Source organism: Sphingomonas sp. BT-65 (genome assembly GCF_026107375.2).
Lineage (GTDB): Bacteria > Pseudomonadota > Alphaproteobacteria > Sphingomonadales > Sphingomonadaceae > Sphingomonas.
Genome location: NZ_JAPCIA010000001.1, coordinates 1,762,265 through 1,784,637, shown reverse-complemented (window position 1 = coordinate 1,784,637; position 22,373 = coordinate 1,762,265). Strand labels below are relative to the sequence as shown.

21 protein-coding genes are annotated in these 22,373 nt (G+C 68.7%); 9 read left to right on the top strand and 12 right to left on the bottom strand.

Features of this window, described 5'->3' with window-relative positions; all coding sequences use genetic code 11:
• Positions 1–62: 62 nt before the first annotated feature.
• Positions 63–1,628 carry a hypothetical protein gene (locus tag OK349_RS08515; protein WP_265117387.1) on the top strand — a complete coding sequence of 522 codons (1,566 nt, stop codon included), beginning with the start codon at positions 63–65 and terminating at the stop codon, positions 1,626–1,628.
• A gap of 9 nt (positions 1,629–1,637) precedes the next feature.
• Complete coding sequence (locus tag OK349_RS08510) at positions 1,638–2,246, top strand: class I SAM-dependent methyltransferase (protein WP_265117386.1); 609 nt, start codon at positions 1,638–1,640, stop codon at positions 2,244–2,246.
• Here the strand turns inward: OK349_RS08510 and OK349_RS08505 are convergent.
• A complete protein-coding gene (locus OK349_RS08505; protein WP_265117385.1) occupies positions 2,243–3,160 on the bottom strand; it encodes a DMT family transporter in 918 nt (305 codons plus the stop codon). The genes OK349_RS08510 and OK349_RS08505 overlap by 4 nt on opposite strands.
• 84 nt (positions 3,161–3,244) lie before the next feature.
• On the opposite strand from OK349_RS08505, the gene OK349_RS08500 reads away from it, so the two are divergent.
• Genes OK349_RS08500 through OK349_RS08490 form a run of 3 tightly spaced genes read left to right on the top strand, consistent with a single transcriptional unit; the run spans position 3,245 to position 5,680 of the window.
• Positions 3,245–4,780 (top strand): aminoacyl--tRNA ligase-related protein, encoded by a 1,536-nt coding sequence (locus OK349_RS08500; RefSeq protein ID WP_265117384.1) that lies wholly within the window; start codon positions 3,245–3,247, stop codon positions 4,778–4,780.
• A 58-nt stretch (positions 4,781–4,838) separates the two neighbouring features.
• A complete protein-coding gene (locus OK349_RS08495) occupies positions 4,839–5,186 on the top strand; it encodes a DUF6152 family protein (RefSeq protein WP_265117383.1) in 348 nt (115 codons plus the stop codon).
• Between the two features lie 8 nt (positions 5,187–5,194).
• Complete coding sequence (locus OK349_RS08490; RefSeq protein WP_265117382.1) at positions 5,195–5,680, top strand: DUF6644 family protein; 486 nt, start codon at positions 5,195–5,197, stop codon at positions 5,678–5,680.
• 39 nt (positions 5,681–5,719) lie between these two features.
• Here the strand turns inward: OK349_RS08490 and OK349_RS08485 are convergent, their stop codons facing one another.
• On the bottom strand, positions 5,720–6,049 hold the full coding sequence (locus OK349_RS08485) for a hypothetical protein (RefSeq protein WP_265117381.1): 330 nt from the start codon (positions 6,047–6,049) through the stop codon (positions 5,720–5,722).
• 162 nt (positions 6,050–6,211) lie between these two features.
• Positions 6,212–7,660: a glycerol-3-phosphate dehydrogenase gene (glpD, locus tag OK349_RS08480; RefSeq protein WP_265117380.1), complete on the bottom strand. Its 1,449-nt coding sequence runs from the start codon at positions 7,658–7,660 to the stop codon at positions 6,212–6,214.
• A gap of 54 nt (positions 7,661–7,714) precedes the next feature.
• Here glpD and rnr point away from each other — a divergent pair, with 54 nt between their 5' ends.
• Together rnr and OK349_RS08470 are read left to right on the top strand one after the other, a co-directional pair.
• On the top strand, positions 7,715–10,024 hold the full coding sequence (gene rnr, locus OK349_RS08475; RefSeq protein WP_265117379.1) for a ribonuclease R: 2,310 nt from the start codon (positions 7,715–7,717) through the stop codon (positions 10,022–10,024).
• Complete coding sequence (locus OK349_RS08470) at positions 10,024–10,332, top strand: hypothetical protein (protein WP_265117378.1); 309 nt, start codon at positions 10,024–10,026, stop codon at positions 10,330–10,332. The genes rnr and OK349_RS08470 overlap by 1 nt, the downstream gene beginning before the upstream one ends.
• On the opposite strand, the gene OK349_RS08465 is transcribed toward OK349_RS08470, so the two are convergent.
• Complete coding sequence (locus OK349_RS08465; protein WP_265117377.1) at positions 10,329–11,495, bottom strand: saccharopine dehydrogenase family protein; 1,167 nt, start codon at positions 11,493–11,495, stop codon at positions 10,329–10,331. The genes OK349_RS08470 and OK349_RS08465 overlap by 4 nt on opposite strands.
• Before the next feature lie 179 nt (positions 11,496–11,674).
• On the bottom strand, positions 11,675–12,352 hold the full coding sequence (locus OK349_RS08460) for an HPP family protein (protein WP_265117376.1): 678 nt from the start codon (positions 12,350–12,352) through the stop codon (positions 11,675–11,677).
• Between the two features lie 149 nt (positions 12,353–12,501).
• Here OK349_RS08460 and OK349_RS08455 point away from each other — a divergent pair, with 149 nt between their 5' ends.
• Entirely contained in the window at positions 12,502–12,801 is a 300-nt protein-coding gene (locus OK349_RS08455; protein WP_265117375.1) for a hypothetical protein, read from the top strand.
• Here OK349_RS08455 and OK349_RS08450 read toward each other — a convergent pair.
• Both OK349_RS08450 and OK349_RS08445 read right to left on the bottom strand, forming a co-directional pair.
• Complete coding sequence (locus OK349_RS08450) at positions 12,798–14,339, bottom strand: N-acyl-D-amino-acid deacylase family protein (protein ID WP_265117374.1); 1,542 nt, start codon at positions 14,337–14,339, stop codon at positions 12,798–12,800. The two genes, OK349_RS08455 and OK349_RS08450, sit on opposite strands and share 4 nt — an antisense overlap.
• A gap of 89 nt (positions 14,340–14,428) precedes the next feature.
• Entirely contained in the window at positions 14,429–16,216 is a 1,788-nt protein-coding gene (locus OK349_RS08445; RefSeq protein ID WP_265117373.1) for an ABC transporter transmembrane domain-containing protein, read from the bottom strand.
• 225 nt (positions 16,217–16,441) lie between these two features.
• Between OK349_RS08445 and OK349_RS08440 the strand changes: the two genes are divergently transcribed.
• Complete coding sequence (locus OK349_RS08440; RefSeq protein ID WP_265117372.1) at positions 16,442–17,671, top strand: polyhydroxyalkanoate depolymerase; 1,230 nt, start codon at positions 16,442–16,444, stop codon at positions 17,669–17,671.
• A gap of 17 nt (positions 17,672–17,688) precedes the next feature.
• Here the strand turns inward: OK349_RS08440 and OK349_RS08435 are convergent, their stop codons facing one another.
• The 5 genes from OK349_RS08435 to lgt form a co-directional block, all read right to left on the bottom strand.
• The gene (locus tag OK349_RS08435; RefSeq protein WP_265117371.1) at positions 17,689–19,011 is read right to left on the bottom strand and encodes a cystathionine gamma-synthase family protein; all 1,323 of its coding nucleotides are present in this window, start codon (positions 19,009–19,011) and stop codon (positions 17,689–17,691) included.
• 65 nt (positions 19,012–19,076) lie between these two features.
• Positions 19,077–19,847 (bottom strand): peptidoglycan editing factor PgeF, encoded by a 771-nt coding sequence (gene pgeF / locus OK349_RS08430; RefSeq protein ID WP_265117370.1) that lies wholly within the window; start codon positions 19,845–19,847, stop codon positions 19,077–19,079.
• Positions 19,844–20,353 (bottom strand): GNAT family N-acetyltransferase, encoded by a 510-nt coding sequence (locus OK349_RS08425; RefSeq protein WP_265117369.1) that lies wholly within the window; start codon positions 20,351–20,353, stop codon positions 19,844–19,846. The genes pgeF and OK349_RS08425 overlap by 4 nt, the downstream gene beginning before the upstream one ends.
• On the bottom strand, positions 20,350–21,399 hold the full coding sequence (locus OK349_RS08420) for a class I SAM-dependent methyltransferase (RefSeq protein ID WP_265117368.1): 1,050 nt from the start codon (positions 21,397–21,399) through the stop codon (positions 20,350–20,352). Before OK349_RS08420 ends, OK349_RS08425 begins: the two co-directional genes overlap by 4 nt.
• Before the next feature lie 4 nt (positions 21,400–21,403).
• Positions 21,404–22,294, bottom strand: a complete 891-nt coding sequence (gene lgt, locus OK349_RS08415; protein WP_265117367.1) for a prolipoprotein diacylglyceryl transferase — start codon at positions 22,292–22,294, stop codon at positions 21,404–21,406.
• Positions 22,295–22,373 lie beyond the last annotated feature (79 nt).

The window sequence follows — 22,373 nt, the reverse complement described above, 5'->3', positions numbered from 1 at the left end:
CGGCAGGCGATTCTACGATAAGACAGCGTCAAGCAAGTGCCGGCAAAACGGGGGAGAGCATCATGCTCAAGTCACGCACGCTGCTGTTCATGAGTGCTGCCCTTCTCGCGGCGGGGTGCGATACGAAATATATTCTGGTCTCCGGCGGACCCTCTCCAACGCCAACGCCATCGCCGACTCCTTCGCCGACTCCTACCCCCAGCCCGACACCGACCGCGCCGCCCGCGTCGAGCTGTCCCAGCGGCACCGTGGATGGCGGCACGCTGACGAGCGCGACCGGCGCGCCGCTGCGGGTCTGCCAGCTTTCCGGGCGGATCACCGCGAACACGACGCTCAGCAACCGTAGCGGCGTGGTGTATTCGCTCTCCGGCCCCGTCGAGATCGGCAGCGATATCGGCGGCGACGGCGCGGCGGGGGGCACCCAGGTGACGCTCACGATCGAAGCCGGCACGGTGGTGTTCGGATCGGTGGCCGCCGATCGGTTGTTCGTCAACCGCGGCTCGCAGATCAACGCGGTCGGCTCCGCGACCCAGCCGATCATTTTCACCTCGCGCCAGAACCTGCTCGGCACGGCGACGGAAGCCGACCAGGGGCAATGGGGCGGCGTCACCTTGCTGGGCCGCGGGCCGATCAGCGATTGCAATGCGGCGGTGCCGGGCGGCTCGGCCGGCTGCCAGCAATCCGCGCCCGATTTCACCGTCAGCTATGGCGGCAACGCTCCGAACGACAATAGCGGCACGCTGAGCTTCGTGCAGATCCGCTTTGCCGGCGGCACGTCGAGCGGCGAGGCCGCCGCGCTGCGCCTGGCCGGCGTCGGCAGCGCCACGGCGGTCGACCATATCCAGGTGATGAACAGCGGCGGCGACGGGGTGAGCGTGCTGGGCGGCCGCGTCAACCTCGGCAGCATCGCGCTGACCGGCGTTGCCGACGATGCGATCGACAGCGACTTCGGCTATCGCGGCACGATCCAGTTCGTGGTCGGGATCCAGTCCGGCACCGCCAATGGCGATACGCTGGCCGAGGTCGACAGCAACGGCAATGAAGACGCACTGCCCCGGCAATTTGCCCGTATCTCCAACGCGACTTTCGTCGCGCGGAGCACGGGTGCGGGCGGCAACACGCTCCTGCTGCGCGGCGGCACCGATTTCGCGCTGCTGAACTCGATCGTGGTCGGGCCGCAGGCCTGCCTCGACATCGATGAGACCGCGGGCACGACCACGCGTGGGGCCGACAATGCGCTGCAGGATTTGGGACCGCCGGTTTTCCGGGCGGTATTGTTCGGCTGCACCACTGCGTTCCGGGACGACGGCAACGTCGGAGCCGCGGCGATCGGCGCGATCTTCGGATCGGGCACGAACAGCAACAATTCGGCCTATACGCCCTCGCTGAGCGGGATCGTGAACGGCTCGACCGAAAATGGGGTGGCGGCGACCAATCCGACCGCGTTCAACGCCGACACCTTCGCCGGGAGCGGCCAGCCCAATACCTCCGCGCCCAACCGGCTGGTCGCGGTGACCTATGTCGGGGCGATCCAGAATGCGTCGGATACGCGCTTCCAGGGCTGGACGTGCAACGCCGCCTTTGTGAGCTTCGGGACCGGAGGTAATTGCATCGTCTCACCGCGGTGAGGTAGCGTCATGGCCGCTGAAGATGCCGGTGCGGCGCGCAGGCATGCGCCTGCCACGCAACGCAACCGTGAACCCATCGCGCAGGTGCTGGACGAGGTGCTGCCGCCGTCCGGCACGGTGCTCGAGATCGCCAGCGGGAGCGGGGAGCATTGCGCGTTCTTCGCGGCGCGCTTCCCCGGCCTCAGCTGGCAGCCGAGCGATCCCGAGCCCTCCGCATTGGCGTCGATCGCGGCCTGGTGCGTGGGACTGGCGAATGTCGCGCCGCCGCTGGCGATCGATGCGGCAGCGGCCGACTGGCCGGTGGAGCGCGCCGATGCGCTGCTGTGCGTCAACATGGTGCATATCAGCCCATGGGAGGCGACATTGGGGCTGCTCGACGGCGCCGCGCGGGTGCTGCCGCCGGGCGCGCCGTTGATCCTCTATGGCCCCTATCGGCGGGCGGAGGTGGAAACGGCGCCGTCGAACGAGGCGTTCGACGCTTCGCTCAAGGCGCGCGATCCGCGCTGGGGGCTGCGCGACGTGGCCGAGGTGACGGACGCCGCGGCGGCGCGGGGGCTGCGGTTCGAGCGGCTGGTCGAGATGCCCGCCAACAACCTCATCCTCGTCTACCGGCGCTAGGTGCTGGTCGGCGGTTCGTCGGCCGCCGCGACGGGCGAGCTGCGCGTGAGGCCGCGCTGCCGCTCGCGCCAGACGATGTAGAGGCCGCTCGCGATGATGATCGGCGCGCCGACCCAGGTCCAGGGGCCCGGCAGCGCGCCGAACAGCAGATAGCCGTAGAGCGTCGCCCAGATCAGGCTCGAATAGTCCATCGGCACCACCACCGAGACCGGGGCGAAGCGCAATGCCGCGGTGAGCGCGAGCTGCGCAGCGCCGCCGACGAGGCCGATCGCGATCAGCAGCGCGAAGGTGGTCGCATCGTGCGGCGCGGCGACGAAGAGATAGCCGATCGCGAGCGGCGGGACCGATAGGGTGGAGAACCAGAAGACGGTGGTCGCCGGGCTTTCGGTACGGCCCATCTGGCGCAGCTGGATCGCGACCAGCGCGACGAACAGCGCCGCGGTGAGCCCGACCAGCGCGCCGCCGAGCGGGATGTGGCTGCCCCCCGGCTGGGCAACGATCAGCACGCCGATGAACCCCGCGAGCACCGCGCCCCAGCGATGCCAGCCGGTCGGTTCCTTGAGCACCAGCGCGCCGAGCAGCGTGGCGAAGATCGGCACGGTGAAGCCGAAGGTTGTCGCCTCGGCGAGGGGCAGGAGGAGCACCGCGCCGAAATTGAACACCATGCCGGTGAGCCCGACCGCCGAGCGGGTGATGTGCATCCCGAAATGCCGGGTGCGCAGCGAGGCGAGGCCGGCGCCGGCCGCGACCCAGACGAGGATGAAGGGGATCGCGAAGAGCTGCCGGAACAGCATGATCTCGATCAGGTGCGCGCCATGCGTCTCGACCAGCTTGATCAGCGCGCCCATCGTCGAGAGCATCAGGATCGCAAGCAGGCGCAGGCCGAGGCCGAGCATGATGCGGTCGGTGGGCATGCGTTTCGCCTAAGGCCCGTGCCTCGTTGCGGCAAGCGGCGAAGCGGGGTGACGGAGGCCACGCGACACGCTATCCGCCGCGCCATGATCAAGCACGCGCTCAACCTCACCCGCGAAGCGGATTTCGCCGCCTGGTATCAGGCCGTCATCTCGGAAGCCGACATGGCCGAGGAATCGGGGGTGCGCGGCTGCATGATCATGCGGCCATGGGGCTATGGCATCTGGGAGCGCATCCAGCGCCTGCTCGACGACCGGATCAAGGCGGCGGGATACGACAACGCCTATTTTCCGCTGTTCATCCCGCTGTCCTATTTCGAGAAGGAAGCGGAGCATGTCGAGGGCTTCGCCAAGGAGATGGCGGTGGTCACGCACCACCGGCTGATCGGCGACGGCAAGGGCGGGCTGATGCCCGATCCCGAGGCGAAGCTGGAGGAGCCGCTGGTGGTGCGGCCGACCTCGGAGACGGTGATCGGCACCGCCTTCTCGCGCTGGATCCAGTCGTGGCGCGACCTGCCGGTTCAGGTCAACCAATGGGCCAACGTGGTGCGCTGGGAAATGCGCACGCGCATGTTCCTGCGCACCGCCGAGTTCCTGTGGCAGGAGGGCCATGCGGCCTATGCCAGCCCGGAGCAGGCGCGCGAGGAGACGCTGAAGGCGCTCGAGATGTACCGCGCCTTTGCCGAGGATGTCGCGGCGATCCCGGTGATCGCGGGCGAGAAGCCGGAGAATGAGCGCTTCCCGGGCGCGGACGCGACCTATTCGATCGAGGCGATGATGCAGGACGGCAAGGCGCTGCAGGCCGGCACCAGCCACTTCCTCGGCACCAATTTCGCGCACGCCCAGAACATCCGCTTCCAGAATGCGAGCGGCGAGTTCGAGCTCGCCAACACGATCAGCTGGGGCATGTCGACGCGGATGATCGGCGGGCTGATCATGACGCATGGCGACGATGATGGCCTGCGCGTGCCGCCGCGGCTGGCGCCGTGGCAGGTGGTGATCGTGCCGATGCTGCGCGACAATGACGAGGACGCGGCGGTGCTCGATTACTGCAAGGCGCTGCAGGCGCAGCTCGCCGCGCTGTCGGCGTTCGGCGAGCCGGTGCGTGCGCTGCTCGACACGCGCGCGTCGAAGGCGGCGACCAAGCGCTGGGGCTGGGTCAAGAAGGGCGCGCCCTTGGTGATCGAGGTGGGCGGGCGCGACGTGGCCGGCGGCAACGTCTCGGTGATCCGCCGCGACCGGCTGTATCGTGAGGACGGCAAGCTCGACAGCGCGATCCTCGCCAAGGGCGAGTTCGTGGTGCAGGCGGCGGGGCTGCTGCAGGAAATCCAGGCGGCGCTGCACAGCGAGGCGCGCGCGCGGATGGACGCGAACATCGTGCGCGGGGTGGAGAGCTTCGAGGCGCTGCAGGCGCATTTCGAGGCGCCGGGCAAATATCCGGGCTGGGTCGAGGTGCAGTGGGCGCGGCCGACCGGCGCCGAGCTCGACGCGGTGGTGGAGCGGATCAAGGCATTGAAGCTCACCTTCCGCAACGTGCCACTCGACGCGGCGCCGGCGGACGGGACGTGCCTGTTCACCGGCCGGCCAGCGGTCGAGCGGATTTTTGTCGCGCGCGCCTATTGATTTGAACCACGGGCGGGTTCGCGCGTATCGTCTTTCGTTCTCACCCGGGAGATGAAACATGCGTTCGCTCACGCTGTTCGCCGCCGCGGCCGCTGCCATCGCGCTGCCGGCGGCCGCGCATCATGGCTGGTCGTCCTATGACGAGACCAAGCCGATCACGCTCAATGGCACGTTCACCGAGCTCAATTGGGGCAATCCCCACGGCACCGCGAAGATGCGCTGGCAGGGCAAGATCTGGGACATCATCCTGGCGCCGACTGGCCGGATGGAGGCGCGCGGGCTGACCCAGGCCGAGGTCGCGCCAGGCAAGAAGGTCGGCCTCACCGGCTATGCCCGCCGCGACGGCACCGCGGAGATGCGGATCGAGCGGATCACGGTGAACGGCAAGACCGTCGAGCTGCGCTGAGCGCCGGCTTGGAGGGATTTCTTCTCGCCGCGGCGCAATGGCTCGACGCGGTCGGCGTGGGGCCGTGGGCGCGCGGCTCGGGCCTGGTCTATCCGGTCGCCAACAGTTTCCACCTGCTCGGGTTGGTGATGCTGGTGGGCGGGATCGGCGTGGTCGACCTGCGCATCGCGGGATTGTGGCGGAAGATTCCGATCGAGCCGTTGTCGCGCGCGCTGACGCCGGTGGCGATTGTCGGGTTGCTGATCATGGTGCCGAGCGGGACGATATTGTTCGCCGCAGACGGCCGATCGCTGGCGGGCTCGGGCATCTTCCACGTCAAGCTGGTGCTGATCGCGCTCGCGCTCGCCAATGCGGTGGCGTTCCGGTGGCGCTGGGGTGACCGCATCGGCGGGTGGCGTAACCGTGTGCCGGGCGCAGCGCGGGTCATGGCGCTGGCGTCGATCGGATTGTGGCTGGCGGTGGGTACGCTGGGGCGCTGGATCGCCTATGGCTGATGCCGCACCGCCGGCGCGACGGCGGTGCGGCCACAGGCGCTAGTCGCTCTTGACGCCGTCGAAATGGACGGTGCTTTGCAGCGTCGTGCCGGTGATGTCGTATTCGGCGTAGAGGTTCGAGGTCGAATCATAGAGAAAGAAGGGCGAGCCGGTGCGATCATGGCCGGCTTCGATCCAGATATAGAGCTGAATGGGGCAACCGTCGGGGACGCCATGGTCGCCCGGTGAGAATTTGACGCCCTGGCCGAGCGCGATGTGTCCCCCATTGCTGGTCGTGCTGAAGTTGCCGTCCGGGTCGATGAAGTTCGCCGCCGGAGCGCAGACGAAGCCGCCATTGTTCCGCAGATAGAATGCGCCGATCGTTTGCATTGCCTGTTTCCTTCCCTCTGTTGAGCAGGGGCAGCAAACAGGCGGCGAGGATGGCGGTATCGCGTCCTGCTACCGCCAAATCTACGCCCCGGCAGGTCGGATGCTCGGCTCAGGGCCGGCACCACGCAATCGGAACAGGCTCCGAAACGGTGAGGCCGGGCGTCAGCGCGCGCCGAGAAACGCGGCGATCCGGTCGCGCATGCCGGCGCTCTGCCGGAGTCCGAGCTTGCTGCGGCGCCACAGCACGTCGTCGGCCGTGCGCGCCCATTCGCGGTCGCGCATCCACGACAGCTCCATTTCGGTGAGGCCGGTGCCGAGATCGCCGCCCAGCGCGGCTTCGTCCGGCACCTCCGCCAGCATGTCGAGCAGCAGCGTGCCATAGGCGTGCGCCATGCGGGCCGAGCGCAAGTCGCCGAGGAAGGGCCAGCGCTGGCGTACCTCGGTGAGGAACTTGTCGAAATCATCGATCATGCCACCGGGGAGGACGCGGGCGGGGGTGATCGTGCGCCACGGGAAGCCGAGCGGGTGTGCGAGCTTCTTCATCGCTTCCTCGGCGAGGGCACGGGCGGTGGTGATCTTGCCGCCGAACACCGACAGGAGCGGCGGGCCCGAGAGGTCGAGATCGAGGTGGTAGTCGCGCGTCACCGCCTGCGCGGCGGTTTCGCCGTCATCATAGAGCGCACGGATGCCGGACCAGCTGGCGACGATATCGGCGCGGGTCAGCTGGCGGGTGAAGTAACGGTTGGCGGCGGCGAGGAGATAGCCGGTCTCGGCATCGTCGATGCCGGCCGCGTCGGGGCGGTCGACCGGGACGTCCGTGGTACCGATCGCGGTATGGCCCTGCCACGGGATCGCGAAGACGATGCGGCGGTCGGGCTGCTGGAGGATGTAGGCATGGTCGCCGTCGTGCAGCGCGGGAACCACGATATGGCTGCCCTTGACCAGGCGGACGCCCGAGCGCGTGGCGATGCCGAGATCGCCGAGCAGCTCGCGCACCCAGGGACCGGCGGCGTTGACCAGCGCGCGGGCGGTGACGCTGCGACCGTCGGAGAGCGTGCAGTGCCAGATGCCGTCCTCGCGGCGCGCGGCGGTGAGCGCGGTGCGGGTGACGATCTCGGCGCCGTTCATCGCGGCGTCCTGCGCATTGGCGAGGGTCAGGCGCGAATCGTCGACGAAGGCGTCGGTGTAGACGAAGCCGCGATGCGCGCCCTTGAGCGGCGCGGTGTAAGCGGTGTCCCTGGCGGCGAGGCCGCGTGACTTCGCCAGTTTTGTCCGGCCCGCGAGCAGATCGTAGAGGTAGAGCCCGGCGCGGACCATCCACCACGGGCGGACGCTGTGCGCGTGGGGCAGGACGAACGCCATCGGCCGGATCAGGTGCGGGGCGGCGGCGAGGAGGTGCTCGCGCTCGTGCAAGCCCTCGCGCACCAGCCGGAAATCATAGCTTTCGAGATAGCGCAGACCGCCATGGATGAGCTTGCTCGAGGCTGAGGAGGTGTGCGCGGCGAGGTCGTCGCGCTCGACCAGCAGCACCTTGAGGCCGAGCAGCGAAGCCTCGCGCGCGATCGCGCAGCCGTTGATGCCGCCGCCGGCGATGAGGAGGTCGTAGGTCACGCGGCCAGCCTATTCGGTTGGGAATTGGCCCAACAACCCCTATATTCAGGGCCAATGGCAAAACAGAACAAAGCAAAGCCCGCGCCCGGCATGCCGACGCGGCAACAGATTCTCGATTTCATCACATCTTCGGACCAGCCAGCGGGCAAGCGCGAGATCGCGCGCGCATTCGGCTTGGCCGGGCAGGAGAAGATCGCGCTCAAGGCGTTGCTGCGCGACATGGCCGATGAAGGGCTGATCGACAGCGCACCCGGCCGCGCCTTCCACAAGATGGGCGGCGTGCCCAAGGTGACCGTGCTGCGCGTGACCGATGCCGATGGCGATACGGTGTGGGCCGTGCCCGAGCGCTGGGAGGCCGAGGGCGTCCCCGTCCCGCGGCTCCGCGTGCGCGAGCGGAGCCGCAGCGGCGCGCTCGGCGTCGGCGACCGCATCCTCGCGCGCACCGAGGAGGCCGGCAATGGCTGGATCGCGCATCCGATGAAGAAGCTCGCCAAGGGCGAGGAAGCGATGCTCGGCGTGGTCAAGGAGGAGGGCGGACGGCTCTACCTGCAGGGCGTCGAGAAGAAGGAGCGCAACAGCTACGTCATCTCCGAGCGCAACGGCGCCGAGCCGGGCGACCTGGTGCTGGCGGAGAAGAGCGGGCGCGGCCCGCGCATCTTCGCCAAGGTGATCGAGGTGCTGGGCGATCCCTTCGCCCCGCGCAGCTTCTCGCTGATCGCGATCCATCGGCACAGCATCCCCAACGTGTTTTCGGATGAGCTGCTCGACGAGGCCGAGCGGGTCGCCAAGCAGGATCTGGGCAAGGGTAGGGAAGACCTGCGCGACATCCCGATCGTCGCGATCGATCCGTCCGATGCGCGCGACCATGACGATGCGGTGTGGGCGGCGCCCGACGATGACCCCAAGAACGAGGGCGGGTGGAAAGCGATCGTCGCGATTGCCGATGTGAGCTTCTATGTGCGGCCGGGGAGCCTGCTCGACCGCGAGGCGCGGAAGCGCGGCAACAGCGTGTACTTCCCCGACCGGGTGGTGCCGATGCTGCCCGAGATACTGTCGGCGGACGTGTGTTCGCTGAAGGAGGGCGTCGATCGCGCGGCGATGGCGTGCCACCTGCAGATCTCGGCCAGGGGCGAGATCAAGTCGTGGCGGTTCACGCGCGCCGTGGTGCGGCTCGCGGCGAACATCGCCTATGAGGATGCGCAGGCGGCGATCGACGCGGCGGGGGAGAAGGTCGATGTCGCCTCATCGCCGTGCGCGATGCCGGCGGAGGAGTTGGCTGGGGTCGATCCGGCGCTGGTCGACTCGACGCTGCGGCCGCTCTGGGCGTGCTGGCGCGCGCTCAACAAAGCGCGCGACAAGCGCGAGCCGCTCGACCTCGACTTGCCCGAGCGGCGGATCGTGCTCGATGAGAAGGGGCGCATCCTCTCGGTCGCGCCGCGCGAGCGGCTCGATGCGCACAAGCTGATCGAGGATTACATGATCGCCGCCAACGTCGCCGCGGCAAAGGCACTGGAGGGCCGCAAGGCGCCGGTGATGTACCGCGTGCACGAGCCGCCGAGCCGCGAGAAGCTGGTCGCGCTCAAGGAGTATCTGAAGACGCTCGATGTCGAGTTCGCGCTGGGGCAGGTGATCCGGCCGTCGACCTTCAACCATGTGCTCGAACGGGTGGGCGAGGCCGAGTTCCGCGCGGAGGTGATGACCCAGGTGCTGCGCACCCAGACCCAGGCCTATTACGGGTCGCAGAATGCCGGGCATTTCGGGCTGGCGCTGGGCAGCTACGCGCACTTCACCTCGCCGATCCGGCGCTATGCCGACCTCGTCGTGCATCGCGCGCTGGTCGAATCGAACAAGCTCGGGCCGGGCGGCGAGCTGCCGTCCGATCCCGAGATGGAGAAGACCGGCGAGGTCATCAGCCAGCTCGAGCGGCGCGCGATGGAGGCCGAGCGCGAGACGATCGACCGCTATGTCGCCGCCTATCTCTCGGCGCATGTCGGCGAGGTGATGGAGGCGCGGATCACCGGGGTGCAGAATTTCGGCTTTTTTGCGACGGTCGACGGCGTCGGCGGCGATGGCCTCGTGCCGGCGCGCGACCTGGGGCGGGAATATTTCCGCTATGACGAGGCGGCGCAGAAGCTGGTCGGCGAGGAGACCGGTGCGGAATTCGCGCTGGGGCAGCGGCTCAAGCTCAAGCTGGTCGAGGCGAACCCGATTTCGGGCGCGCTGCGCTTCGAGCTGCCCGACGGCAAGGGCAGCGGATCGGGGCCGAGACCTGAAGGTGGACGGCCGCGCAAGCCGGGGCCGCCGCGGGTGCTCAAGCGGCGCGGGCGGCCGGGGAACATCAAGCACCAGGGCAAGAAGCGCTGATGGCGGTTGAGTCGGTCGCGATTACCCCGACGGGCCGGGCGCGGCGGAAGGTGGTGGACCATTTCTGCGCGGCGCATGCGGTGACGCCTTACGACACGATCCTCTACACGCCGCCGGTCGAGCTCAAGCCGGCGTTCGATGCGCTGCTTGCCGAGCGGCTGATCCGCAAGGAAGGGCACGCCTATTACTGGCTCGACCTGCGCGCCTATGAGGCGGCGGTCGAGCTGCGGCGGCGCAAGCTGGTGCCGGTGGCGATCGCCGTGGCGGTGCTCCTCGCGGTGGTGGTGACCTTTTTCTACGCCGGCTAGGCGACGCGGAAGGTGAGGCCGGCATTGGCCTCGAGCCGGGCCTTCAATGGCTCCGCCATCAGCGCACAGGGGGTCCAGATGCCGCCCTTCGGCTCGACATCGCGGAGCAGGCACAGCGCAGCCTCGGTGATGATCTTGCAGGTCGAGCCGTAGCCCGGGTCGCGATCGCCGGTGACGGTGGCCGTCAGGCGCTCGCCCGAGGGCATCTCGGCGATGAAGTCGATCTCGTAGAAGCCCGCCTCGCGCGCCTCCTTCGACGGGCCTTCGCCGGGGGCGGGACCCTTGTCCGAGCTCATCGGATTCATCTTGGCGATCGCCTCCGCCGCGGCCTTGCCGAGGTCGCCGAGGCCGGGGGCGACCATCATCTCGTCGTAGCGGAAGTCGGTGCCGTAGGGATGGCCGGCGAGGAAATTGGTGCGATGGATGTTCTTGGTGTTGATCACCGCCATCATGAACGGCGCGACCCAGCCGCCGACCGCCTCGTCATATTCGGGGATCATGCCCTTGGGCTGGCTCGGCCCCTCGAAGCCGGGGGTGAGCGCGAAGGGATCGAGCAGCACCTTGAACACCGCGGGGTTCTTCGCCGCTGCCGCTGCGGTCGCCTTGCCGCTGGCGAAGGTGCCGCCCGAAAAGGTGCCCTGCATCTTGCGCACGCGGCCTTTGATGCGCGGGGCGGGGCGGCCGAACTTCGCGATCGCGGCCTGCTGAACGGTCCACACGCCGAAGTCGAACGGGATCGAATCGAACCCGCCGGAGAAGACGATGCACGCGCCGCTCGCCTTGGCCGCGGCGTCGTGCTGCGCGATCATGTCGTGCATCCAGTTGGGCTCGCCGCACAGATCGACATAGCCTGTGCCGGTTTCGACACAGGCGGCGACGAGGTCGGAGCCGTAGAGCTGGTAGGGCCCGACGGTGGAGATGACGACGCGGGCCTTCGCGGTCATCGCGCGGAGCGCAGCGGGATCGTCGGCATTGGCGGTGAGCAGTGAGGTCGAGGCGGGGGCGCCGATCTCGTCGCGCACCTGTTCCAGCTTGGTCAGCGAGCGGCCTGCCATCGCCCATTTGACGCTGCCGTCGCCGTAGCGCTGGGCGAGATATTCAGCGACCAGGCGGCCGGTGAAACCGGTGGCGCCATAGACGATCAGATCGAACTCGCGTGCCATCATTCTCTCCCGTGCGGCATACTTCGTTTTTCAAAGTTTACGAAGTTCATGGCACACCCACCCTGAATTCTCCATACCCGATATTGTAAGTTCGAACGGATCAAGGGATGGACGCTGTAAGTCGCCATGCTTCCGATCCGAGCAGACGAAATCCAACATTGCAAGCGCGGTCAGCGCGGTCAGCGCGTCCGGCGGCGGGCGAGCGCGTGCGCCTCGGCGCGGGAGAGCAGCACGTCGAGATCCTCGCGGCTGATGTCGAAGCTGTCGGGCAGTTCGGCGAGCGCCTTGTCGATATCCTCGAGATGCAGGCCGACCGCCTCGGGTGGCATCGGCAGCGGAACCGGCTGGTGCGGGTAGCTGTGGCCCGACATGCGGTGGAAGAACATCGCCAGCGCGACCAAGGCGATCGAATTGATCGCGACCGGCGCGAAGGCGAAGGCGTAGCCCGCGGCATGAACGCCCTGGCTGCCGATCACCGCGGTGAGCGCCGCCGCGCCGCCCGGCGGGTGGAGGCAGCGGCATGCCGACATGGCGAGGATCGCGAGCCCGACCGAGAGGCCCGCGGCGAGCATCGGGTCGGCGACGTACTGGAACACCGCGACGCCGACCAGCGCCGAGATAGTGTTGCCGCCGACCACCGGCCAGGGCTGGGCGAGCGGGCTCGCCGGCACCGCGAAGATGAGGACCGCGGAGGCGCCCATCGGCGCGACGATCAGCGGCAGGTCGGATGCGGCGAGCTCGAGCTGGGCGCAGACGAACATGGTGAGCGCGAGGCAGATCGCCGCGCCGATACAGGCGACGAGGCGATCGAGCGGCCGTGCACCGGCGAGAATCGGACGGAAGAAGCGGAAGGGCATGGCGGCCGCCTTAGCCGCGCGGGGCAGGTGCCGGGAAAGGAGATTCTTTGGGCGGGGTGAAGCTGGGTGATCGGCCACTGCACAGCCTTGCTCTTGAAACGGCCGGGTCCGGCTCCGACTATCGGCGGCTTGTCAGTGGGAGTGCATGAATGCCGGTCGGTGGATCCTCGGATCTGGCGCAGTTTCGCGTCCAGCGGCATTTCGCCGACCATCGCGCGGTCACGCCGCGCGACGCGATCGAATATGCGCCATCGGGACCCGTGGAGCGCAGGGCGTTCGAGCAGTTGCGCGCCTCGGGCGTGATCCGCGAGGCGCAGCCGGCCTATTACTGGTTCGATCTCGACCGCATGGGCCGGCACGATCGGCGCAAGCGCGATCCCAAGACCTATGTCGCGATCGCGCTGGCCGTGGTCGTCGCCTGCCTCGCCTACATGCTCTACCGCGGCTAGGCGCGGTCCGCGCGCAGCAGCCGGCCGGGGCGGCCGACGCGCTGGCCGCGCTCGAACGCGGGCTGGCCGTTGACCATCACCAGGTCGAACCCCTCGGCGCGGGCGAAGGGGTCGAGATAGGTCGAGCGGGCGTGGACCTTGCCGGGATCAAACAGGATGAGGTCGGCCTTGGCGCCCGGGCGGATCGTACCGCGATCGGCGATACGCAGGATGCGCGCGGGCAGCGACGTCGCCTTGCGCACCGCCTGCTCGACGGCCAAGCGCTTGCCCTTGGCGACATAGTCCTCGATCAGCTTGGCATAGGTGCCGGTCGAGCGCGGGTGCCGCATGGTCGGGCCGCCATCGGTCGAGATCGCCACCAGCGGATCGAGCAGCAGCACGTCCTGCAGCGCCTGATCCATCGTGAAATGCGCGCCCGATCCGCCGTCGGGGCCGAGCTGGATGAGGAAATCGGGGAAGGCGAGGCCGGCCTCCTGCGATGCCTGCGCCACGGTCTTGCCCGCGTGGCGGCCGGTGCCGAGCAGCAGCATCTCGGGCCCGCCGCGGCGGATCATGCGCTTTTCGAGATAGTCGCGCAGCTCGGCGCGGCGGGTGGCGAGGACGCTCGCATAGTCGGTCGGCGGGAGCGCCCATTGCGGGAACAGGATCGCGATCCCGGTGAAGCCGGCATTATAGGGATAGGCGTCGGCGGTGAGGTCGATCCCGGCGCGGCGCTTGGCGGCGAGGAAGTCGAGCAGCGCGCGGGCGCGGGCTTCGCCTTTGCCGAACACGACCTTCAAGTGCGAGATGTGCGGACGCGCGGGGCCGGCGGAGGCGATCAGCTCGTCGATCGAGGCCTCGATCTCGCCGTCATTCTCCGAGCGCATATGGCTCATCGCGACGCCGCCATGGCGCGCGACGACGCGGCCGAGCGCGGCGAGCTCGGCGGTCTCGGAGTAGATGCCGGGCACATATTCGAGGCCGAAGGAGAGGCCGAAGGCACCGGCGCGCAGCTCGGCGTCGAGCTGGGCTTCGAGCCGGGCCATTGCGGCAGCGTCGGGGCGGCGCACCGAATCCGGGATCTTCGCCGCGCGGCGCAGCGTGCCGTGGCTGGCGAGCGTGGCCACGTTGAGGTCGAGCGGGGCGCGGTCGGCGGCGCGCATCCAGCCGCGCAGATCGAGGTCGCCCTTGAGCCGCGGGCCGCTGCCGTCGACGCCGAGCGTGATCGTGGTGACGCCCATGGCGAGGAAGCCGTCATAGGATTCCTTGAGCGGATCGCCGTGCGTGTGGGTGTCGATGAAGCCGGGCGCGAGGACGCGGCCCTCGCCGGCGATGACCCGCGCGCCGGCGACGCGCGTGCGTTCGGCGGGGGAGGTGATCCGCGCGATCCGGTCGCCGGTGACGAGCACATCGGCGAGGCGTGGCGGCGCGCCGGTGCCGTCGACCAGCATGACCTCGTGAAACAGGGTGGCGGGCGTTGCGGCGGCCGCCGCGCGGCTTGCGAGGCCGGTGGCCAAGGCGCCACCGATGAGCTGCCGGCGTGACAGATGCTGGTTCATGGATATCCCCGCCTGACCCTGCGGCAGATATGCAGGACGTGTGGGAGCGGGACAACGCACCAGAGGTTTTGGCGGTATAGCTTGAGGTTCTAGGCAGTCTCGCTGAACTGCAGGCTCGCCAGTCGCGCATAGAGGCCGCCCTGCGCCACCAGCTCGGCATGCGTGCCGGTCTCGACGATCCGCCCCTCGTCCATCACGATGATGCGCTTGGCGGCGCGGACGGTGGCGAGGCGGTGGGCGATGACAAGCGTGGTGCGGCCCTGCATGAGATGCTCGAGCGCGTCCTGGACGAGGCGTTCGCTCTCGGCGTCGAGCGCGCTGGTCGCTTCGTCGAGCAGCAGGATCGGCGCGTCGCGCAGCAGCGCGCGGGCGATGGCGAGGCGCTGGCGCTGCCCGCCCGAGAGGCGCGCGCCGTCCTCGCCGAGAAAGGTGTCGAGACCGTCGGGGAGTTCGCGTAGGAATTCGGCGGCGTTGGCGGCCTCGGCGGCCTGCCAGATCGCCTCCTCGGTCGCGTCCCAGGCGCCGTAGCGGAGATTGTCGCGCGCGGTGGCGGCGAAGATCACCGTCTCCTGCGGCACCATCGCCATGCGCGCGCGGACCTCGCCCGGATCGGCGCGGCGGACGGGGACGCCGTCGACGCGCACTTCGCCGCCCTCGGGATCGTAGAAGCGCTGGACGAGCTGGAAGAGCGTGGACTTGCCCGCACCCGACGGACCGACCACCGCCACCGTCTCGCCCGGCGCGACCGACAAAGTGAACTGGTTGAGCGCCGACACCTCGGGCCGCGTCGGATAGCGGAAGGTGACGTTGGCGAAGTCGAGTCCGCCCTGCGGCGGGATGGGGAGCGGGACCGGGTCGGCCGGGGCGGCGATGTCGGGCTCCTGCGCGAGCAGCTCGGCGAGGCGGCTGGCGGCGCCCGAGGCGCGCAGCAGGTCGCCATAGACCTCGGTCAAGGCGCCGAACGCGCCGGTGACGAGGCCCGCGGTGATCACGAAAGCGGTGATCGAGCCGCCCGAGATGCGGCCCTCGGCGACGCCATAGACCGCGTCCCACATGATCAGCGTGATCGCGGTGAACAGCGCGAAGATGACGAGCGCGGTCATCAGCGCGCGGGTGGCGAAGCGCTTGCGCGCCGTGGCGAAGCCGGCATCGACCGCGGTCTGGAAGCGCTCGCCCTCGCGCCGTTCCTGCCCGAAGGCTTGGACGATGCGCATCGCGCCGAGCGTCTCCGAGGCGATCGCGCCGATGTCCGCCACGCGATCCTGGCTGGTGCGCGAGAAGCGGCGCACGCGGCCGCCGAGCCACATGATGGGCAGGACGATGATGGGCAGGCCGACGATCAGATAGGCCGCGATCTTGGGCGCGAGGACGAAGAGATAGACGGTGCCGCCGATCGCGATCAGCAGGTTGCGCAGCGCGACCGAGACGGTGGTGCCGACGATCTGCTCGACCACCGCGGTATCGGCGGTGAGGCGGCTGGCGATCTCCGACGGGCGGTTCTCCTCGAACCATTTGGGGGGCAGGCGCAGCAGGTTGCGGTGCACTGCGGCGCGCATGTCGGCGACGGTGCGCTCGCCGAGCCAGGAGACGAAGTAGAAGCGCATCGCGGTGGCGAAGGCGAGCACCACGACGATCAGCAGCAGCCCCTGGAAATAGGCGCCGATCTGCGACGGGTCGGCGCCCTCGGCAAAGCCCTTGTCCACCACTTGCTTGAAGGTGCGCGGGATCCACAAGGTGGCGCCCGCGGCGAGCAGCAGCGCGACGATCGCGAGGCCGAGCTGGAGCGGGTAGCGGCTGGTGTAGCGCCACACGATGCGGAGGCTCGACAGCTTGCGGGGCGCGGCGGGACTCGCGGGCTTCGTTTCGGGCTCGGCCATGCGCGCCGCCTAGGGCGTAGGGGCGGGTTGCGCAACGGGTGCATGTGGAGGGAGGCATTAATTCCTTCCACGCCCCTCCGGGGGGAATCGGAAACCGATTTTTGGGAACTGACCAATGTGATCGAACATTGGGTATGGATGGACATTGCACCGCAGCACCCGGCCGCTATAACCCGCTGCCACCGTTGTCAGACGGCGCGCGTGGGGCGGGGACAGTAACAACCGATGTTGTATGATGCTTATGAGATGCAGCGCTCGATGCTGGCCGGCGCGAGCGCACTCGCCAATTTCGGCGCGGGGCTGCTGAATAATCCGGCAAATCCCTTCGCTTATTTCGGCGGCGGCCCGATCCTGGCTTCGGCGCTGGAGGTGTTCGCGCATGCCGCGGCGCCGCGCGGCAAGCCCGAATTCGGGCTCGAATCGACCACCATCGACGGCAAGCAGGTCGCGGTCCGCGAGGAGATCGTGCTGCGCAAGCCGTTCGGCCAGCTCAAGCGATTCGTTCGCGAAGGCGTCGAAGGCGGCCCCAAGCTGCTGATCGTCGCGCCGATGAGCGGACACTATGCGACGCTGCTGCGCGGCACGGTCGAGCGGATGCTGCCGGCAGCGGACGTCTACATCACCGACTGGCGCGACGCGCGGCAGGTGCCGCTCAGCGACGGGCGCTTCGACCTCGACGACTATGTCGACTATGTGGTCGAGTTCATCGAGAAGATCGGCGCGGAGGGCGACAAGCGGCCGCATGTGCTCGCGGTGTGCCAGCCCTCGGTGCCGGTGTATGCCGCGGTCGCGCTGATGAACGCGGACAAGCACCCCAACCGGCCGCGCACGCTGACCCTGATGGGCGGCCCGATCGACACGCGCGAGGCGCCGACCGCGGTCAACACGCTGGCGACCGAGCGGCCGCATGCCTGGTTCGCGCAGAACGTCATCGCGACCGTGCCGGCGACCTATCCTGGCGCGGGGCGGCGAGTCTATCCGGGCTTCCTGCAGCTCGCCGGGTTCATGACGATGAACCTCGGCAGCCACATGATTTCGCACTGGGAGATGTTCAAGCACCTGGTGAAGGGCGACGACGAGGGCGCGGAATCGACGATGCGCTTCTATGACGAGTATCGCGCGGTGTGCGACATGACCGCCGAATTCTACCTCCAGACGATCGACGTGGTGTTCCAGGCGCATGCGCTGCCCAAGGGCGAGATGATGCACCGCGACCGCCGCGTCGATCCGGCGGCGATCACTGACACCGCGCTGCTCGCGATCGAGGGCGAGCGCGACGACATTTCGGGCCTGGGCCAGACCAAGGCGGCGCTGACCATCGCGACCAAGCTGCCGGCGAAGATGAAGAAATACCATATGGCGCCGGACGTGGGCCATTACGGCATCTTCAACGGCAGCAAGTGGCGCACGAAGATCGCGCCGGTGCTGGAAGCGTGGATCGCGGCGCACGCCTGACGTGCTGCCGCCGTGAATTAGACCGCTTTCAGTGCCTCTTCAAAATCGGCGATGAGGTCGTCGGCGTCCTCGACGCCGATCGAGATGCGGACGAGATTGTCGGTGATGCCGAGCGCTTTCTTGCGCGCGTCGGGGACCGAGAGGTGGGTCATCGCGGCGGGGGCGGAGGCGAGCGTCTCGGTGCCGCCGAGCGAGACAGCGAGCTTGGCGATCCTGAGGCTGTCGAGGAAGGCGAAGGCCTCCTTCTCGCCGCCCTTCAGGTAGAGCGAGAAGGTCGAGCCCGCGCCGGTGCAGTGGCGGGCGTAGATATCGGCCTGACGCGACCCCTGTTCGAGGAAGCCGAGATAGCCGACCTTCTCGACCTTGGGATGGGTGCGGAGATACTCGCAGACTTTCGCGGCGTTCTCGCCGGCGCGGGACATGCGGAGTTCCAGCGTTTCGAGTGATCGGAGCAGCATCCAGGCGGTGTTGGGGTCGCAGATCGTGCCGATCGTGTTGCGCATCAGGCGGATGGTGTTGATGTGCTCTTTGCTGCCGAGCACGCTGCCCGCGACGAGGTCGCTATGGCCGCCCGCATATTTGGTGAGCGAATAGACGACAAGGTCGGCGCCCTGCTGGAGCGGCTTGGCCCAGAGCGGCCCGAGGAAGGTGTTGTCGATCGCGATCGGCGGCTTGTTCGACCCGTTGAAGATCGCATCGCGGCTGGCGGCGACGGCCTCGACATCGACCAGGATGTTGGTCGGGTTGGCGGGGCTTTCGAGATAGATCAGCGCGACATTGCCGGAAGATGCCTTGGACAGGACCGCGTCGATCTCCTCGCGCGTGGCGCCGGCGGGGAAGTCGAGCCAGTGGACGCCGAACTTGCCGAGGATGCGCGCGATCAGCGTCTCGGTCGCGGCGTAGAGCGGGCCGGAGTGGACGATCGTGTCGCCGGGCTTGACCATGGCGAGGAACAGCGTGGCGATGGCGGACATGCCGCTGGAGAAGGCGAGCGCGTCCTCCGCCTCCTCCCACACGCCGAGGCGGTCCTCGAGGATCTCCTGGTTTGGCCCGTTGAAGCGGGAATAGACCAGGCCCTCGGCGCCGCCCGGGCGCTTGCCGGTGACGCCCTCGAAATGGCGCTTGCCCGCGGCGGCGTTGGGGAAGACGAAGGTCGAGGTGGCGAAGATCGGGGGCTTCAATGCGCCTTCCGACAGCATCGGATCATAGCCATGGCCCATCATCAGCGTGGCGGGGCTGAGCTGGCGGTTGCCGACCTTCTCCACCGGCGGCTTGGGGCGGCGGCGCGGGGTGGTGCCGGTGAGGGCGGCTTCGTCAGGCTTGACGGGCTTGTCGGTCATTTGAGGTGCCTCTCACAGGATCGTATCAGCTGAAACGTCTTTGAAGCTGCACTCGCACCAACGCTTCAACCCGTCAATGAGATCAGCGAAATCTGGCGGCCGTAATCGGGTTCGCCGCGATGGGTGGCGCGGCGGAAGCTGTAGAAGCGCTCGGGCTGCGAATAGGTGTCCTCGCCGAGCGCCTCGACGGTGCGCAGGCCGGCGGCGGCGAGGCGGTGGACGACATAGGCTTCGAGGTCGAACTGGTGGTGACCCTCGCGGCCGGGGGTGAAGAAGCGGTCGTTCTCCGGATCGAACTCGGCGAAGCGGTTGCGGAAGCCCTCGTCGACCTCGTAGCTGGCGCGGGCGATGCACGGGCCGACGGCGGCGGCGATGTTCTCGCGCCTGGCGCCGAGCGCTTCCATCGCGGCGATGGTCGAGTCGGTGACGCCGCCGATCGCGCCCTTCCACCCGGCATGCGCGGCGCCGATCACCCCGGCCTCGCGGTCGGCGAGCAGCACGGGTGCGCAATCGGCGGTGAGGATGCCGAGGGTGGGGCCGGGGCGGTTGGTGACGAGCGCGTCGGCATGCGGGCGGAGTTCGTCGTCCCAGGGCTCGAGCACGGTGACAGCGTCGGCGGAATGAACCTGGTAGACCGAGACGAGCTTCGTGCCGGGGGCGACGGCGGCGAGCGCGCGGCGCTGGTTCTCGATCAGCTCGGGCGTGGGCGGCTGGCCGCGGCGGCCGAGGTCGAGGCTCGCGGTGGGGCCGGTCGAGACGCCGCCGGTGCGCCCGAGAAAGCCGTGGGCGATGCCGGTGAGGGCGTTGGCGCGGAGAGCCTCGACGGGCTCGGTCACAGGTCGAGCTTCATGATCAGGTCGCGGTCGATCTTCGCGCCGACCGGGAAGGCATAGTCGCCGATATGGACGAAGCCGTATTTGGCGTAGAAGGCGATGGCGCGGTGGTTCTCCTCGAACACCGTGAGCAGCAGCGCGGGGGCGTTACGGGCGCGGGCGGTGGCGATGCTCCATTCCATCAGTTCCTGCGCGATGCCCTTTCCGTGCCAGCCATAGGCGACATAGAGCTGGCCGAGCTGGACGTCGTCCGGCCCGGCTTCGTCGAGCCAGGGCGGGACGAGCTTGGCATAGCCGATGATCTGCCCCTCGGCACGGGCGACGCGCCAGATCACGGCGGGGTCGGCGAGGTGCGCGCGGAGCTGCCCGGTCGGGCCATAGGCGTGGGTGAGATAGGCGTCGAGATCGGCGGGGGCATAGCCATGGCCGAAGGTCTTGACCCAGGTCGCGCGCGCCATCGTGTCGAGCGCGTCGGCGTCGTGCGCGGCGGGGGTGTCGTAGGTGATCATGCGAAGCCTGCGGGAATGGGCCAGCCAGGGGCGGTGAGGGCGATGACCTTGAACAGCTCGCCCATCGCCTCGTCGCCGGTGAGGCGGTCGCGGGCGACGGCGATCTCTTCGGCGCGGTCGGGCGCGGCCCTGGCGAGCGCATCGGCGCGGGGTGCGATGCCGAGGGCGTTGAGGAAAGCGCCCTGGGTAACCGGGCCGTGCGCGACGAGGCCCTCGACGCGCGCGGCCTCGACCAGGGTGCCGAAATCGACATGCGCGGTGAGGTCGGCTTCGCCCGGATCCTCGAACGGGTTGGCATAGGCGTGGCCGCGGACGGCCTGGAGCGTGTCGCCGATCGCGGGGCCGGCATAGCCATAGTCGATGATCAGCGCCGCGCCGCCCTGGGCGAGCAAGCGCGCGGCGAGCGCGCGCAGGATCGCGACGCTGGGCGGCGAGGTCTCGAGAATCGAGCCCGCGGGCGCGTCGCGGAATTCGGGCGGGATGATCGGATCGAACACGGTGTTGCCGACTACGGGCAGGAACAGCGTGTCCTGGCAGGCGACGAGGCGTTCGCGCCAACCCTCTTGTGTCTTGACCAACTGACGGATCGGGAGCGCGTCGAAGAATTCGTTGGCGACGACCAGCAGGGGCGCGTCGTCGGGCAGGCCGACCAGGTCGATCGCCCATTCGGCATGGGGGACCGCCTTCGCCTGCTCGGCGCGGAGCGCCGGGCTGTTCTCTACGAAATGGACCGGCAGGGCGAGGCCGGCGCTGGCCATCGCGCGCAGGGCATCGGCGGCGAGCGTGCCGCGGCCGGGGCCGAGCTCGACATAGTGTGCGTGCGGGCGCCCAGCGCGATCCCAGAGGTCGGCAAGCGCGAGGCCGACCAGCTCGCCGAACATCTGGCTGATCTCGGGCGCGGTGGTGAAGTCGCCGCGCGTGCCGAGCGGATCGCGCGTCGCGTAATAATGCGTGTTCGCCGCACCCATGAACTGCGACAGCGGGATCGGCCCCGCGAGCGTGATCGCGCGGGCGATCCGTTCGGGGAGCGGGCCTTCTTCGGACATCGTGTCAGGCTACGCTGGGGCCGCCCGCGATCGGCTCGACCCGCTCGCGGCGCTTCTTGGCGGTCGCGATCAGGTAGATGCCGCCGAGGATCATCGGCACGGTGAGCAACTGGCCCATGTGCAGCCCCGGGGTCGCGAAGATCGTGCCGTCGAACTGCGAGTCATGCTCGCGGAAGAACTCGACGAACCAGCGCGACAGGCCATAGCCGAGCAGGAAGGTGCCGACGAGCTTGCCCGGCTGGTAGCGCGCGTCGGTCCTCCAGAACAGGAACCACAGCACGGCGAACAGCAGCAGGCCCTCGAGCCCCGCCTCGTAGAGCTGGCTCGGGTGGCGGGGGATGTTGCCGCCGGTGCGCTCGAACACGATCGCCCAGGCGACATTGGTCTGATGCCCCCACAGTTCGCCATTCACGAAATTGGCGAGCCGGCCGAAGAACAGGCCGAAGGGGACGCAGCAGGCGACGTAGTCGTGGACGCGCAGCCAGGAGAGCTTCTCGCGGCGGCACAACCACAGGATGCCGAGCGTGACGCCGATCACGCCGCCATGGAAGGACATGCCGCCCTCCCACAATTGCAGCAGCTTGAGCGGCTCGATCAGCAGCTGCGGCTGGTAGAAGACGGCATAGCCGAGGCGGCCGCCGACGATGATGCCGATCGTGGCGTAGAACACCATGTCGTCGGCGTGACGGCGGGCCATCGGCGCACCGGGCTGGGCGAGCAGCTTGAGCAGGTACCACCAGCCGATCAGGATGCCCGCGATATAGGCGAGCGAATACCATTTCAGATCGAAAATATGCCGGTCGCCGATCCAGATCGGCAGCGCGACCGGATCGAGGCCAAGCTGGCTGAACTGGATATGGTTCGCGGCGGCGCTGGCGGCGATGGACAGGATCAAGTGAGTGCCTCCCGGGGGTTCGGCGCTGTCCTATCCGCATATCACGGCAAACCCAAGTCTGGATGACTGGCGCGGCGAT